Origin of the sequence: Streptomyces sp. NPDC088910, assembly GCF_044749865.1 — a bacterium.
Classification (GTDB): domain Bacteria; phylum Actinomycetota; class Actinomycetes; order Streptomycetales; family Streptomycetaceae; genus Actinacidiphila.
Window position 1 is genome coordinate 260,144 of record NZ_JBIVIV010000004.1, and the last position, 17,116, is coordinate 277,259.

Consider the following 17,116-nt stretch of genomic DNA (forward strand, 5'->3'; position numbering starts at 1 on the left):
ACCGCTCGGAGGAGGAACGCCTCGGATGACGAACGACGACAAGCTGGTCGACTACCTGAAGCGCGTCGCGGCCGACCTGCACCAGACCCGGCAGGAGTTGCAGGAGGTCAAGGACCGGGAGAGCGAGCCGATCGCGATCGTCGGCATGGCCTGCCGGTTCCCCGGTCACGTCGGCACACCCGAGGACTTCTGGCGGCTGCTCGACACCGGCGGCGACGCCATCGCCGACTTCCCGTCCGACCGAGGCTGGGACACCGAGGCCCTTTACGACGCGGACCCCGACGCGCCCGGCAAGACGTACCTCCTCAAGGGCGGATTCCTCGACGGGGCAGGGGACTTCGACGCCGAGCTGTTCGGCGTCTCGCCGCGTGAGGCCCTGGGCATGGACCCGCAGCAGCGGCTCGTCCTGGAGTCGTCGTGGGAGGTGCTGGAGCGCGCCGGTATCGACCCCAGCTCGCTCAAGGGCACCAAGACCGGCGTGTTCGTCGGCGCCGCGGGGACCGGCTACCTCACCAACATGCAGCAGGTGCCCGAAGGCGTCGAGGGCTACACCGGCACCGGCTCCTTCATCAGCGTCATCTCCGGCCGCGTCTCGTACTCCCTGGGCCTCGAAGGCCCCGCGCTGACCGTCGACACCGCGTGCTCGTCGTCGCTCGTCGCCCTGCACCTGGCCGTGCAGTCCCTGCGCAACGGCGAGTCCACGCTCGCGCTGGTCGGCGGCGTGGCCGTGATGCCGACACCATGGGTCTTCGTCGACTTCAGCCGACAGCGCGGCCTCGCGCCCGACGGCCGCTGCAAGGCGTTCGCCGCCGGGGCCGACGGCACCGCCTGGTCCGAGGGCGTCGGCATGCTCCTTGTCGAACGGCTCTCCGACGCACGCCGCAACGGCCACAACGTCCTTGCGGTGGTGCGCGGTTCAGCCCTCAACCAGGACGGCGCGAGCAACGGCCTCACCGCGCCGAACGGCCCCTCCCAGCAGCGCGTCATCCGCGCGGCCCTCGCCAACGCCGGTCTGACCGGCGACGAGGTGGACGCGGTCGAGGCACACGGTACGGGTACGACGCTCGGCGATCCGATCGAGGCGCAGGCGCTGCTCGCCACGTACGGCAAGGGCCGCACGGGAGGCCGCCCGCTGTGGCTCGGGTCGGTCAAGTCGAACCTGGGCCACACCGCGCACACCGCAGGCATGGCCGGTGTCATCAAGATGGTGCTGGCCCTCCAGGAGGGGAAGCTGCCGCGCACCCTGCACATCGACGCGCCCACCTCGAACGTCGACTGGTCCGCGGGCGCGGTCCGTCTGCTGGAACAGCCGGTCGACTGGAAGCGCGGGGACCGCCCGCGCCGGGCCGCCGTGTCCTCGTTCGGCATCAGCGGGACGAACGCCCACGTGATCCTGGAAGACGCACCCCCGGCCGACGAACCCGCGTCCGTGGACGAAACGACCTCCGCTCAGGGCCCGTTGGGCGAGCTGGCAGCGGTGCCGTGGGTGGTGTCCGGGCGGTCCGCCGCCGCGCTGCGCGGCCAGGCCGCGAGGCTCGCCGCCTTTGCGGCCGACTCGAACGAGCTGCCCGCCCCGGCGCACATCGGGCGCGCACTTGCCGTTTCCCGCGCGGCACTTGAGCACCGCGCGGTGACCCTCGCCGATAACGTCAAGGCAATGGTGCCGGGGCTGGCGGCCCTGTCGGAGGGCGTTGCGGCCTCGGGTGTGGTGTCCGGTGTGGTGCGTCCGGGCGCGGGTCGGGTGGTGTTCGTGTTCCCGGGTCAGGGGTCGCAGTGGGCGGGGATGGCGATGGAGTTGCTTGCTTCGTCTCCGGTTTTTGCGGCGCGGTTGGCGGAGTGTGACGTGGCCCTGTTGCCTTACGTCGGCTCGTCGGTGGTCGAGGCGATCCGCGACGGCGCTCTGGATGACGTGGTCGTTGTTCAGGGGGCGTTGTGGGCGGTGATGGTGTCGCTGGCCGCGGTGTGGCGTGCTGCCGGTGTCGAGCCGGGTGCGGTCATCGGTCACAGCCAGGGTGAGATCGCGGCGGCTTGTGTGGCGGGTGCTCTTTCGGTGGAGGATGCGGCGCGGGTCGTGGCGCTGCGGGCGAAGGCGATTCGCGGGTCTCTGTCGGGGCGTGGCGGGATGGTGTCGGTCGCGCTGCCCGCGCAGGACGTACGGGAGCGGATCGCGCGGTGGGACGGTCGTATTTCTGTTGCGTCGGTGAACGGGCCTTCGTCCACGGTGGTTTCGGGTGAACCCCTGGCGCTCGCTGAGCTGCTGACGGCGTGTGAGGCCGAGGGTGTACGGGCGCGCCGTATCGATGTGGACTACGCGTCGCACTCGGCACAGGTGGACGCCATACGCGGGGAAGTAGTTGAGGCTCTGTCCGGCATCGAACCGGCAACCTCCGATGTCCCGTTCTACTCGACGGTGACCGGCGGCCGTATCGACACGAGCACGCTGGACGCGGCCTATTGGGTGACCAACCTTCGCCAGGAAGTCCGTTTCGATGAGACGGTCCGGGCCCTACTGGCGGACGGCTTCGGGTACTTCGTGGAGTCCAGCCCGCACCCGGTCCTGGCTGTCGGCTTGGCGGAGACGTTCGAGGACGCGGGCTCCGACGCCGTCGCCCTGGGCACCCTCCGCCGTGACGAGGGCGGCCAGGAAAGGTTCCTGACCTCCCTCGCGGAGGGCTGGGTACGCGGCCTGCCCGTCGACTGGCGGTCCGTCTTCGCCGGAACCCCCGCCCACCACGTCGACCTGCCCACGTACGCCTTCCAGCATCAGCGTTACTGGCTGGAGTCGGGCTCGCTCGGCAGCGCGGACGCCTCGTCGCTGGGGCTCGGGGCGGCCGACCATCCGTTGCTCGGCGCGGCCGTACAACTCGCCGACGAGAACGCTCTGTTGCTGACCGGCCGGATCTCCCTGCGTACGCACGCGTGGCTGGCCGACCACGCCGTGAACGACACCGTACTGCTGCCCGGCGCGGCCTTCGTGGAACTCGCCTTGCGTGCCGGTGAGGAGATCCGCGCCGAGCAGATCGACGAGCTGATCCTTGAGGCGCCGCTGGTGATCCCCGAGGGCGGTGCCGTCCAGCTCCAGGTGGCGGTGGGCGGCCCGGACGCCGACGGACGCCGCGAGATCACGATTCACTCGCGCGGCGAGGACGGCATCGCGGACGACGAACCGTGGACACGGCACGCCGTCGGCGTCCTCAGTACGGAACGGTCCGCTGAAAGCGCCGGGTTGACCGACTGGCCGCCCGCCGGTGCCCGGCCGGTCCCGGTCGAGGACTTCTACGCCCGGGTGGCGGCGGCGGGTTACGGCTACGGTCCGGCGTTCCAGGGCCTGCGCGCCGCGTGGCGGCGGGGCGACGACGTGTACGCCGAGGTCACGCTGCCCGACGCGGCGGCCAAGGACGCCGAACGCTTCGCCCTCCACCCCGCCCTGCTCGACGCGGTCCTGCACGCCGTGTCCCTGCTCGACGGCGGTACGCCGGAGTCGGCGCCGCTGCGGCTGCCCTACGCGTGGGAAGGCGTGGCGCTGTCCGCCGTCGGCGCGAGTCGGCTGCGGCTGCGGGTCCGCCCGCTGGACGGCGGTGCCGTCGCGCTGACGCTCGCCGACGCGGCAGGGGCCCCGGTCGGGGAGGTGCAGTCCGTCGTCCTGCGTGAGACCACCCCCGAGCAGCTCCGGCAGGCCGACGGCACCGCCGGCCGGGACGGCCTCTTCGCCCTGGACTGGACACCGCTGCCCGTTTCCGCCGGTGCCGCCGTCCCCGCGCCGGGACCGGTCCTCACCCTGGGCGGCGCCCAGGACGTCACGGATGTCGCCGCGCTGCTGGCGGGCCTGGACGCGGGCACCCTGGAACCCCCCGCCCATGTGATCACCCGGCTGGGTCCCGGGAACACCCGGTCGGAGGTCGACAGCGAGCTGCCGTCGCGGGTGCGCACCGCCGTCACCGACGCGCTCGCCCTCGTCCAGGCATGGCTCGCCGACGAGCGGCTGAACGCCTCGCGGCTGGTCGTCGTCACCACCCGGGCGGTTTCCACCGGGCCGGACGACGAGGTGGCGGATCTCGTGCACGCACCCGTGTGGGGGCTGCTGCGGACCGCCCAGTCCGAGGCGCCGGACCGCTTCCTCCTGATCGACACCGACGGCACCGCTAGCACCGACGGCACCGCTAGCACCGACGACACCGCTGGCACTGACGGCACCCGTGGCACCAATGCCGCTTCCGGCACCCTGGCCGCCGGTGTCGCCTCCGCCGTCGACCTCGGCGAACCGCAGATCGCGATACGCGACGGCGTGCTCCTCGCGCCCCGTTTCGCCCGCGTCGCCCCGGCCGGGCCCGCGCCGGTGCCGCTGCGCGACGATGGGACCGTGCTCATCACCGGCGGAACCGGCACCCTCGGACGGTTGCTCGCCGAGCATCTGGTCTCGGCGCACGGGGTGCGGCATCTGCTGCTGGTCGGCCGCCGGGGCCGGGCGGCCACGGGCGCACCGGAGTTGGAGCGGCGCTTGCTGGACGCGGGCGCGTCGAGCGTCGAGATCGCGGCTTGTGACGTGGCGGACCGGGCGTCGTTGGCCGCGCTGTTGGAGGCGATTCCCTCCGACCAGCCGCTGACGGGTGTGGTGCACGCGGCCGGTGTGCTCGACGACGGAGTGGTGTCGGCACTGACGCCCGATCAGGTGGCGCGAGTCCTCGCGCCGAAGGTGGACGCGGCGGTGCATCTGCACGAGCTGACACGGCACTTGGACCTGTCGCTGTTCGCGCTGTTCTCCTCGATCGCCGGTGTGCTCGGCAACCCGGGCCAGGCCGGTTACGCGGCGGCCAACGTCTTCCTGGACGCCCTCGCCACGCGCCGCCGCGCCGAGGGACTGCCGGTCACCGACCTGATCTGGGGCTACTGGGCAGAGGCCAGCGAGCTGACGGCCCACCTCGGCGACGCCGACGTGGCCCGCTACCTGCGGATGGGCGTCACGCGGATGTCGCCCGAGCAGGGCCTGGCGCTCTTCGACGCCGCCGCGTCCGCCGACGGCGGCTCCGGGGTCCACGTCGTCAGCCGCCTCGACCTGCGCGCCCTGCGCAGCGCGGCCCGCGCGGGCGAACCCGTCCTCCCGCTCTACCGGGGTCTGGTCCGCGGCCGACCGCGTCGCGCCACCGACGTCGGCGGCGACTCCGGCAGCCTCCTGCGCGCCCTCACCGGCCTGACCGAGGAGGACCAACTCCGCTATCTGCTCGACCTGGTCCGTGGCCGCGCCGCGACAGTCCTCGGATACGCCGACCCGTCCGCCGTCGAACCCGGCCGCAGTTTCAAGGAGTTCGGCTTCGACTCGCTGACCGGCCTGCAACTGCGCAACGCGCTCGCGGCAGCGACGGGCCTGCGGCTTCCGGCGACGCTTGTCTTCGACTATCCGACGCCACGGGCGTTGGCCGGTTTCCTCCGCACGCTGGTGCTCGGTGACGAGCGCACCGGTCCGGTCGCCGCCCGTAGGGGTACGGCGGGTCCCCTGTCGGCGCGTGAGGCGGCCGATCCGGTGGTGATTGTGGGGATGGCGTGCCGGTATCCGGGTGGTGTGGGTTCGCCTGAGGAGTTGTGGTCGCTGGTTGCTTCGGGTGGGGATGCGGTGTCGGGGTTCCCGGTGGACCGGGGGTGGGATGTTGAGGGGTTGTTTGATCCGAATCCTGGTGTGGCGGGGCGGAGTTATGCGCGTGAGGGTGGGTTCCTCTATGGGGCGGGTGAGTTTGATGCGGGGTTCTTCGGGGTGTCTCCGCGTGAGGCGTTGTCGATGGATCCGCAGCAGCGGTTGCTGCTGGAGGCGTCGTGGGAGGTGCTGGAGCGGGCGGGTATTGATCCCGTTTCGCTGAAGGGCAGTTCGACGGGTGTCTTCACCGGGGTCATGCACCACGACTACGCCGTGGGCGCCGATGCCACGGCCAACGACACCGAGGGCTACGCCCTGATGGGCTCGTCCCCGGCCGCCGTGTCCGGCCGCGTGTCGTACACCTTCGGTTTCGAGGGTCCGGCGATGACGGTGGACACGGCGTGCTCGTCGTCGCTGGTCGCGATGCATCTGGCGGCGCAGGCCCTGCGGTCGGGGGAGTGCACCCTCGCCCTGGCCGGCGGCGTCACGGTGATGTCCACGCCCACCCTTTTTGTGGAGTTCAGCCGTCAGCGGGGCATGGCGCCCGACGGCCGGAGCAAGGCGTTCTCGGCAGCAGCGGACGGTGCCGGGTGGGGCGAAGGTGTCGGCGTCTTGCTGCTGGAGCGGCTGTCGGACGCGCGGCGCAACGGTCACCGGGTGCTGGCGGTGATGCGGGGCTCCGCGGTGAACCAGGACGGTGCGTCGAACGGACTGACCGCCCCGAACGGGCCCTCCCAGGAGCGGGTGATCCGGGCCGCGTTGGACAGCGCGGGGCTGACGGCCGCAGATGTCGACGTGGTCGAGGCGCACGGTACGGGGACCACGCTCGGGGACCCGATCGAGGCGCAGGCGCTGCTGGCCACCTATGGCCAAGAGCGTTGCGGCGAGGACCCGTTGTGGCTGGGCTCGGTGAAGTCGAACATCGGCCACACGCAGGCCGCCGCCGGGGTCGCGGGCGTCATCAAGATGGTCGAGGCGATGCGCCATGAGGTGCTGCCCAAAAGCCTTTACGCGGACGAGCCGACGCCGCACGTCGACTGGACGAGCGGCGCGGTCGAATTGCTCGCCGAGGCGATGCCGTGGACCGCCGACACCCACCCGCGCCGCGCGGGGATCTCGGCCTTCGGGGCGAGCGGGACGAACGCGCACGTGATCCTGGAGGAGCCGGGGGGCGACGCTGCGGCCGACACCTCCGCGGAGCCAGAGCGCGAGCCCGAAGTCGGCCCGGAGGCAGGCCCGTTGGGGTCGCTGTCGGTGGTGCCGTGGGTGGTGTCCGCGCGGTCGGCGGACGCACTGCGCGGCCAGGCCGGACGCCTTGCGGCCTTCGCAGGGACGGACGACGCACCTGCCCTCACCTCGGTCGGCCGCGAACTGGCCCTCTCCCGAGCGGCGTTGCCCCACCGGAGCGTGGTCCTGGCCGCCGACGCCGAACACGCCCAGGACGTCCTCGGCGCGCTCGCCGAAGGAGCCCCGGCCGCCCGACTCGTCAGCGGCGCGACGCGATCGGGCGACGGCCGGGTGGCGTTTGTTTTCCCTGGTCAGGGTTCGCAGTGGGCGGGGATGGCGATGGAGTTGCTTGCTTCGTCTCCGGTGTTCGCGGAGCGGTTGGCGGAGTGTGACGCGGCCCTTTTGCCTTACGTCGGCTCGTCGGTGGTGGAGGCGATCCGCGACGGCGCTCTGGATGACGTGGTGGTGGTTCAGGGTGCGTTGTGGGCGGTGATGGTGTCCCTGGCCGAGGTGTGGCGGTCGGTGGGCGTGCGGCCCGGTGCGGTGATCGGTCACAGTCAGGGTGAGATCGCGGCGGCGTGTGTCGCTGGCGCGCTTTCCGTGGAGGATGCGGCGCGGGTCGTGGCGTTGCGGGCGAAGGCCATTCGCGGGACCTTGTCCGGCAACGGTGGGATGGTGTCCGTCGCGCTGCCCGCGCAGGACGTACGGGAGCGGATCGCGCGCTGGGACGGCCGTATCTCCGTTGCCTCGGTGAACGGGCCTTCCTCCACGGTCGTTTCGGGCGAACCTCAAGCGCTCGCTGAGCTGCTGACGGTGTGTGAGGCCGAGGGCGTGCGGGCGCGTCGTATCGATGTGGACTACGCGTCGCACTCGGCACAGGTGGACGCGATCCGTGACGAGGTCGTTGAGGCTCTGTCCGGCATCGAGCCGCAGTCGTCGCAGGTGCCGTTCTACTCGACGGTGACCGGCGGCAGGTTCGATACGGCCGGGCTGGACGCCGACTATTGGGTGACTAACCTCCGTCAGGAGGTCCGTTTCGACGAGACCGTCCGGGCCCTACTGGCGGACGGCTTCGGGTACTTCGTGGAGTCCAGCCCGCACCCCGTCCTCGCCGTCGGTCTCGCCGAGACCTTCGAGGACGCGGGCTCCGACGCCGTCGCCCTGGGCACCCTCCGCCGAGACGAAGGCGGCCAGGAACGCTTCCTGACCTCCCTCGCCGAAGGCTGGGTACGCGGCCTGCCCGTCGACTGGCGGTCCGTCTTCGCCGGTACGCCGGATTCGACGGGTGCCGGGCAACTCGCCCTGCCGACGTACGCTTTCCAGCACGAGCACTACTGGCTGACTGCCGACGCCGCGCGCGCCGGGGACCCGAGCGGGCTCGGGCAGGCCGCTGCGGACCACCCCCTGCTCGGCGCGGTGGTGCGGCTGGCCGGTTCGGATCAGGTGGTGCTCACGGGCCGGTTGTCGCTGGCGTCGCACGCGTGGCTGGGCAATCACCGGGTGGAGGGGACCGTCCTGGTCCCCGGTGCCGCGCTGGCGGAGTGGGCGCTGCGGGCCGCTGACGAGGTCGGGGCCGGGTGCGTAGAGGAGCTGACGCTTCAGGCACCGCTCGTCGTTCCGGAGAGCGGCGGCGTGCAGGTGCAGGTCTCCGTCGGCGCGCCCGACGCGGACGGACGGCGCGAACTCGGCATCCACTCACGGCCCGAAGGGGCGGGGGAGTCGGCGCCCTGGGCTCTGCACGCGGTCGGCACTCTTGCGGTCGCGTCCGACACCGTCGAGGTGACCGGGGACTTGACCGCGTGGCCGCCGCCCGGCGCCGTGCCGGTACCGGTCGAGGACTTCTACGCCGAGGTGGGCGCGTCCGGTTACGGCTACGGTCCGGCGTTCCAAGGGCTGCGCGCCGCGTGGCGGCACGGCGACGACGTCTACGCCGAGGCCGCGCTGCCGGACGAACTCCACCAGGACGCGGCCACGTTCGGCATCCACCCGGCCCTGCTCGACGCGGCCCTGCACGGGATCGTCCTGTTGCGCGGCGGCTCGCCCGCCGAACTCACCTCCCTGCGGCTGCCGTTCGCCTGGACCGACATGGTGCTCGGCGCGGTCGGCGCGACCTCCGTACGCGTACGGCTGCGGCCTGCGGGCGAGGACGCCGCCTCGGTGCTCCTGGCCGATGCCGAGGGGGCTCCCGTCGTATCGGTGGCATCGCTCGCGCTGCGCACGGCGACCGCCGACCAGATCCGCGGCGCCGCCGCGAGTGCGGCAGGCACGGCCGACGGCCTGTACCGCGTGGACTGGGTGCCGGCCGCGCTGTCCGCCGATGGCGGCGCGCCCGATGGATGCGTGTTTCTGGAACGGCTTTCCGACATCGACGCGGCGCACCCGGTTCCGCCGCTGGTCGGCCTGGTGCTGCCCCCGGCGTCAGTCTCCGGTGATGTGCCGGGTGCGGTGGCGGAGGCGGTGACCGGCGTGCTGGGTCTGGTCCAGGAGTGGCTGGCCGAGGAGCGGTTCGCTGATGCGCGGTTGGTTCTCGTCACCCGTGGTGCGGTGTCCACTCACAGCGGTGAGCCTGTCGCTGATCTGGTCCACGCCCCGGTGTGGGGCCTGGTGCGCAGCGCGCTCGCCGAGAATCCCGGGCGTTTCCTGCTGATCGACTCAGACGCCGACGTCGATGTCGATGTCCACCTCGCGTCGGGGGGACAGGCCGCGGTGCGTGACGCGCTCGCCTACGCGGTCGGTGTCGCGGTGGCGGCGGGTGAGCCGCAGGTGGCGGTGCGCGGTGGTGAGGTGCTGGTGCCGAGGCTGGTGCGGGTGCCTGCCGGTGGCGGGGGTTTGGTGCCGCTCGCCGAGGGCGCGTGGCGGCTGGTCGCCTCCGGCGACGGCACGCTCGACGGACTGTCCGTCGAGCCGGACCCGGCCGCCGAGGCGCCGCTCGTCGCCGGTCAGGTGAGGGTCGACGTCCGTGCCGCGGGAGTCAACTTCCGCGATGTGCTGATCAATCTGGGGATGTACCCCGACCCGGACGCGTACCTCGGAACCGAGGGTGCGGGTGTCGTGGTCGAGGTCGGGCCCGGTGTCGCGGGTGTCGTGGTGGGTGACCGGGTGATGGGTCTGCTGCCGGAGTCGTTCGGGCCGTTGGCGGTGGTGGACGAGCGCTTGGTCGTGCGGGTGCCGGAGGGCTGGAGCTTCGAGCAGGCCGCCGCCGTCCCCGTCGTCTTCATGACCGCCTGGTTCGGCCTCGCCGATCTCGGCGAACTCCGGTCCGGACAAAGGGTGTTGATTCACGCCGCTGCCGGTGGTGTGGGGATGGCGGCCACGCAGTTGGCCCGGCACTGGGGTGCCGAGGTCTTCGGGACGGCCAGCGAGGGCAAGTGGGACACGCTCCGGCTGGCGGGTCTCGCCGAGGACCACATCGCCTCGTCCCGCACCCTCGACTTCGAGGACGCGTTCCGGCAGGCCACCGACGGCCACGGCATGGACGTCGTTCTCAACTCGCTGGCGCGGGAGTTCGTGGACGCGTCGTTGCGGTTGCTGCCGCGTGGCGGCCGGTTCCTGGAGATGGGCAAGACCGACATCCGCGACCCGCAGGCCGTCGCCGCCGAGCACCCCGGCGTCACGTACCACCCGTACGCCCTCACCGACATCTCTCCGGACCGACTCGGCGAAATCCTGCGGGAGTTGGCGGGGTTGTTCGCGGAGGGTGTGCTGGAGCCGTTGCCGGTGCGGGTGTGGGACGTACGGCGGGCGGACGAGGCGTTGCGGTTCATGTCGCAGGCGCGGCATGTCGGCAAGGTCGTGCTGAGCCTTCCCCGCCGGGTGGATGCCGCGAGTGCGGTGGTGATCACGGGTGGTACGGGTCTGCTGGGCGGGCTGGTGGCCCGGCATCTGGTGGCCTCGTACGGGGTCCGGGATCTGGTGCTGGCGGGTCGGCGTGGTGCGAACGCGCCTGGTGCGGATGCGCTGGTGGCGGAGTTGGTGGCGGCCGGTGCGCGGGTCGAGGTCGTGGCGTGTGATGTCGCGGTCCGGGACGAGGTGGCCGGGCTGCTCGCGCGCTTCGGCGGGGACCGGCCGTTGGGCGGTGTGGTGCACTGCGCGGGCGCGCTGGACGACGGTCTGGTGCCGGACCTGGACGCGGAACGTATCCGGAGTGTGCTGGGCGCGAAGGTGGATGCGGCGTGGCATCTGCATGAGCTGACCCGGGACCTGGACCTGTCGTTGTTCGTGCTGTTCTCGTCACTCGCGGGCGTGGTGGGCACGGCGGGGCAGGGCAATTACGCGGCGGCGAACACGTTCCTGGACGCTCTGGCGGGTGTGCGCCGTACGAGTGGTGCGGCGGGTGTGTCGATGGCGTGGGGACACTGGGCCACCGACTCCGAGCTGACCGGTTCGCTCGATGAGGTCGACCGGGCACGCCTGGCCCGTAGCGGCGTGGTGCCGATGAGCGTCGAGCAGGGGATCGGCCTGTTCGACGCGGCCGTCGGCTGGGACGTACCGCTCGCCGTCACCGCGCGTCTGACGCCCGGCGACGCCCAGAGCACCGGGGAAGCCTTCCACGCCCTCACCCGTGAACTGACCACCGCGTCCGTCCGCAAGTCCCGTGCCGTGGCGACCAGTTCGGCCCGTGCCGACTCCTCGGCCCTGGTCCGGCGGCTCTCCGCGCTGTCGCCCGCCGAACGGACCGAGGCCCTGCGCGATGTCGTACGCACGCACGTCGCGGCGGTGCTCGGCCACGGATCGCCGGCCGCCGTCGACCCCGAGCGGGCGTTCAAGGAGCTGGGCTTCGACTCGCTGACCGGTGTCGAGCTGCGCAACCGCCTCGGTGCCGCGATCGGGCAGCGGCTCGCGGCCACGGTGGTCTTCGACCACCCGACCCCCGACGCCCTCGCCGCGCATCTGGAGGACGAACTGGGCCTCGGCGCCGCGACCGCCGACGACCGTGCCCCGGCCGGAGTCCTTCCGACGGCGGCCGGGCTCGACGACGATCCCGTCGCCGTCGTCGCCATGACCTGCCGCTTCCCGGGCGGTGCCGATTCGCCCGAGCAGTTGTGGGACCTGGTGGCGTCGGGCACCGACGCGATCTCCGGGTTCCCCACCGACCGGGGTTGGGACCTCGCGGACCTGTACGACCCGGATCCGGCCAGGTCGGGCAAGAGCTACGCCCAGCAGGGCGGTTTCGTGCGAGGTGCGACGGACTTCGACGCCGAGCTGTTCGGCATCTCGCCGCGCGAGGCGCTGGCCATGGACCCGCAGCAGCGGCTCGTACTCGAGGCGGCCTGGGAGGCCGTGGAACGCGCCGGGATCGACGTGGCCACGCTGCGCGGCAGCCGTACCGGTGTGTTCATCGGCGCGGTCGGCACCGGCTACGGCCAGGACCCCGACCTTCAGCAGCGCGTCGAGGGGTACTCGGTCACCGGGAACGTGCTGAGCGTCATCTCCGGCCGCGTCTCGTACGTCCTCGGCCTCGAAGGACCGGCGATGACGGTGGACACGGCCTGTTCGTCGTCGCTGGTCGCCCTGCACCTGGCGGCTCAGGCGCTGCGGGCGGGGGAGTGCTCGCTGGCCCTGGTCGGCGGGGTGACGGTGATGCCGAGCCCGTTCGGCTTCGTGGAGTTCAGCCGCCAGCGCGTGCTGTCGCCCGATGGCCGGTGCAGGGCGTTCGCCGCGGACGCCGACGGCACCGGCTTCTCGGAGGGCGTCGGCATGCTGGTGGTCGAGCGGCTGTCGGAGGCCCGCCGCAACGGCCACCGCGTCCTCGCCGTCATGCGCGGCTCCGCCGTCAACCAGGACGGCGCGAGCAACGGCCTCACCGCGCCGAACGGCCCCTCCCAGCAGCGCGTCATCCGCGCGGCCCTCGCCAACGCCGGTCTGACCGGCGACGAGGTCGACGCGGTCGAGGCGCACGGCACCGGCACCAACCTCGGGGACCCGATCGAGGCGCAGGCGCTGCTCGCCACCTACGGCAGGGACCACGCGCGGGACCAGCCGCTGTGGCTGGGCTCCATCAAGTCCAACATCGGCCACACGCAGGCCGCGGCCGGTGTCGCGGGTCTGATCAAGATGGTCATGGCGATGGGCCACGGCACGCTGCCCAGCACTCTGCACGCCGAGGAGCCCTCGCCCGAGGTGGACTGGTCCTCCGGCAGGCTCCGGCTGCTCAACGCGGCGACGCCGTGGCCCGACCGGGGCCGCCCGCGCCGCGCCGCGGTCTCCTCGTTCGGCATCAGCGGAACGAACGCGCACGTGATCCTGGAAGAGCCGCCCGCTGAGCCGGTCGAGGCGGTCGAACTGGCCGCTCCTGGAAGCGAGTTCGGCGAGAGGGCCGAACCCGGTACGTCCGACGCGCCCGCCGTACCCGCCGCCCCGGCCCCGGCCGCCGTCGTGGGCGACCCGCCCGGCACCGTCGTCCCCTGGGTGCTCTCCGCCAAGTCCGCGGCGGCGCTGCGCGCGCAGGCCGGACGCCTCGCGGCCTTCGTGGCCGACCGGCCCGACACCACGGACGCCGAGATCGGGCACGCGCTGGCGACCACCAGGACCGTCCTGGAACAGCGGGCCGTCGTCCTGGCGGGTGACCGCGTGCAGGCCGCCGCCGCGCTCGGCGGGCTCGCCGACGGTACGCCGACCGCAGGGGCGGTCACCGGCGCCGCCGACGTACGCGGCAGGGTGGCCTTCGTCTTCCCCGGACAGGGCTCGCAGTGGAAGGGCATGGGGGCCGAACTCCTCGACACCTCAGCGGTGTTCGCCGAGCGGTTCGCCCAGTGCGACGCGGCGCTCCGCGTCCACCTGGACTGGTCGGTCACCGACGTCGTGCGCGGAATGCCCGGCGCGCCCTCGCCGGACCTCATCGAGGTTCTGCAACCCGTGCTGTTCGCCGTCAACGTCTCCCTGGTCGAACTGTGGCGGTCGGTCGGTGTCGAACCCGCCGCCGTCGTCGGCAGCAGCCAAGGCGAGATAGCCGCCGCGCTGGTGGCGGGCGCGCTCACCATGGAAGACGCCGCCGAGATCATCGCGCTGCGCAGCGCCCTGTTCGCCGCCGAACTCGTCGGCAACGGCGCGGTCGCCTCGGTCGCGCTGCCCGTCGCCGAGGTCGAGGCGCGAACAGCCGTGTGGGGCGGACGACTTGACATCGCCGGACGCAACGGCCCGACCGCCGTCACCGTGGCCGGCGACACCGAGGCGCTGACGGAATTCGTCGCGGCCTGCGAGGCCGACAACGTCCGAGCCCGCGTCGTCGGGTCGACCGTGGCCTCCCACTGCGCCCAGGTCGAGCCGCTGCGCGAGCGGATCATGGAACTGTTCGCGCACATCACACCGCGCCGCGCCACCGTCCCGTTCTACTCGACCGTCACCGGCGGCCTCGTCGACACGACGACCCTCGACAACGCGTACTGGTACCTCAACGCCCGCCGCCCGGTGGACTTCCAGGCCGCGGTGCTGGCCATGGAGAGCGACGGCTTCCGGTTCTTCGTCGAGGCCAGCGCGCACCCGGTGCTCACCACCGCCATGGCCGCGACCTTCGAGGACGCCGAACGCGACGGCGTCGCGGTCGGCACGCTGCGCCGTGACCAAGGCGGCATGGCGCGCTTCACCACCTCCGTGGCCGAGGGCTTCGTCCGCGGCCTGCCCGGCGTCGACTGGCGGCCCCTGACCCCCGGTTCGGGCGGTACGCCGCTGGCCCTGCCGACGTACGCCTTCCAGCGCCGCCGCTTCTGGCTGGACGACCTGCGGGACCGTACCGCGCCCACCACCAGCGGCACGGGTGACCTCGCCGACGCCGGATTCTGGGCCGCCGTCGAACGCGGCGACCTGGAGCACCTGGCCGGGGAACTCGAACTCGACGCCGGAGAGGACGAGTTGGCGACGGTCCTGCCCGCTCTGTCGTCCTGGCGCCGCCGCAGCCTGGACCGTACGGCCCTGGACCGCTGGCGTTACGGCATCGCCTGGCGCGCCCTGGACACCGCGAACGCCCGTGCGCCGCGCGGGCGGTGGACGATCCTCAGCTTCCCGGACGAGCCGTGGGCCGCCGCGGCGGGCGACGCGCTCGCCGCCGCGGGCACCACGGTCACCCACATCGAGATCCCCGCCGACCGGACCGACCGGGCGGCCCTCGCCGAACTCCTCCGGACGGTCGAGGCCGACGGCGTGCTGTCTCTCCTCGCCCTCGGGGACTCCGAGACCGGCGGTCAGGGGGCGGACGGGTCCGAGACGGGTGTGCCGAAGGCGGGCGGTTCCGAGACGGTTGGCGCCGCCAATGGCGGTGTCGAGGAGGCTGCCGCGCACGAGGTGCCCGGAGCGTCCGCCGTCGACGGCACCGACCCTGCGGTCTCCGACGCCAGCGCGCCCGGCCACGCCCCCGCCGGCTCCGGCACGACCAGTCACGCCCCCGTCAGCTCCACCGCGCTCCGGGGCCACGCCCCCGCCGGGCGCGAGGCCCCGGAACCGGCTGCCGCCGGTCTCTCCCCGGCCGCCCGCGTCACCCTCGCCCTCGCCCAGGCCGCCGCGGACGCCGAACTGACCGGGCGGCTGTGGGCGGCCACCGCGGAGGGCGTCAGGACGGCACCGGGCGACGCGGGGCCCCGCTCCGGCCAGGCCGAGGTCTGGGGCCTGGGCCGGGCCATCGCGCTGGAGCAGCCCCGCCAGTGGGGCGGCCTGGTCGACCTGCCGCCCGTGCCCGACGCGTCCGCCGCCGTCCGGCTCGCCGCCGTCCTCGGCGGACTGCCCGGCCCTGACGGGACCGCCGACCCGGCAGCCGCCGACGCCCTGGCCGTGGACCCAGCGTCCGGCGGCTCCGCGTCCGCCGTCGAGGACCAGGTCGCCGTACGGGCCTCCGGAGTCCACGGGCGGCGGCTCATCCGTACGCCTCTCGGGGCCGCGCACTCCGCACGAGCCGCCGCGTGGCGGCCCGACGGCACCGTTCTGATCACCGGGGGAACGGGCGGGATCGGCGCGCGCGTCGCCCGCAGACTCGCCGCCGAAGGCGCCCCGCACCTGCTGCTCGCGGGCCGCCGCGGCCCCGACGCGCCCGGCGCGGCCGAACTGCGCGCGGAGTTGGAGGCGGCGGGCGCCGCCGTCACGTTCGCCGCGTGCGACGTCGCCGACCGGTCCGAGGTGGCCGCGCTCCTCGCGGGCGTCCCCGCCGACCGGCCGCTGAGCGCGGTCTTCCACGCGGCCGGCGCCCCGCAGACCTACCTGGCCGCCACCGACACCACGGACGAGGACATCACCCGCATCGCCTCGGCCAAGATCGCCGGAGCCCGCCACCTGGACGACCTCCTCGGCGGCACACCGCTCGACGCCTTCGTGCTCTTCTCCTCCAACGCCGGGGTCTGGGGCAGCGGAGGGCAGGCCGTCTACGCCGCCGCCAACGCCCACCTCGACGCGCTCGCCGAGCGGCGCCGCGCGCTCGGCCGTACCGCGACCTCACTGGCCTGGGGCGCCTGGGACGGCGGCGGCATGATGGAGGCCGAGGGCGCCGCCGCCTACATGGAGAGCCGCGGCGTACTGGCCATGGACCCCGAACGAGCCGCCACCGCACTGCTCCAGGCCGTCGCGCACGACGAGACGTTCGTCGCCGTCGCCGATGTCGACTGGGAACGGTTCGTCCTCGGCTTCACCGCGCTGCGCCCCAGCCCGCTGCTCGCCGAACTCCCCGAGGTACAAGCGGCGTTGCGCACCGAGACCGATCAGGCCGACTCCGCCGCCCCGACCACCGCGGGCGCCGAATTCGCCGCCCGGTTGGCGACGCTCTCCGAGCCCGACCAGCTCAAGAACGTCCTCGACCTGGTACGTGACCAAGCAGCCAGCGTCCTCCAGCACGCCGACAACTCCTCGGTACGGGCGGGCCGCACGTTCAAGGATCTCGGCTTCGACTCGCTGACCGCCGTCGAACTGCGCAACCGCCTGTCCACCGCGACCGGCCTGAAGCTGCCCGCGAGCCTGGTGTTCGACCACCCCACGCCCACCGCGCTCGCCCAGCACCTGCGGACCCGCTTCACCACCGGTGCCGCGTCCGCGGCGACCGGTCCCGTGAGCACCGGCGGGACCGGCACCGGATCCGTCCTGGACGAGCTGGACGCCCTCGCGGGCGCGGTCGCCGCTCTGCCCGCCGACGGTGAGGAGACCGCCGAAGTCGTCGGCCGCCTGGAGGAACTGCTGTGGCAGGTACGGCAACGACGCGACGGCCGGGGCGAGATCGAGTCGGCCACCGCGGAGGAGATGTTCGACCTGCTGGACCGCGAACTCGGCAACCCCTGATCCGCCGCACGCGGA

At 73.2% G+C, this 17,116-nt stretch carries 1 pseudogene; it reads left to right on the forward strand.

Annotated features, from left to right (window positions below):
- Positions 1–25: 25 nt before the first annotated feature.
- Positions 26–17,101 (forward strand): annotated as a pseudogene (locus ACIP4Z_RS12110) (SDR family NAD(P)-dependent oxidoreductase); the annotation flags it as partial.
- Positions 17,102–17,116 lie beyond the last annotated feature (15 nt).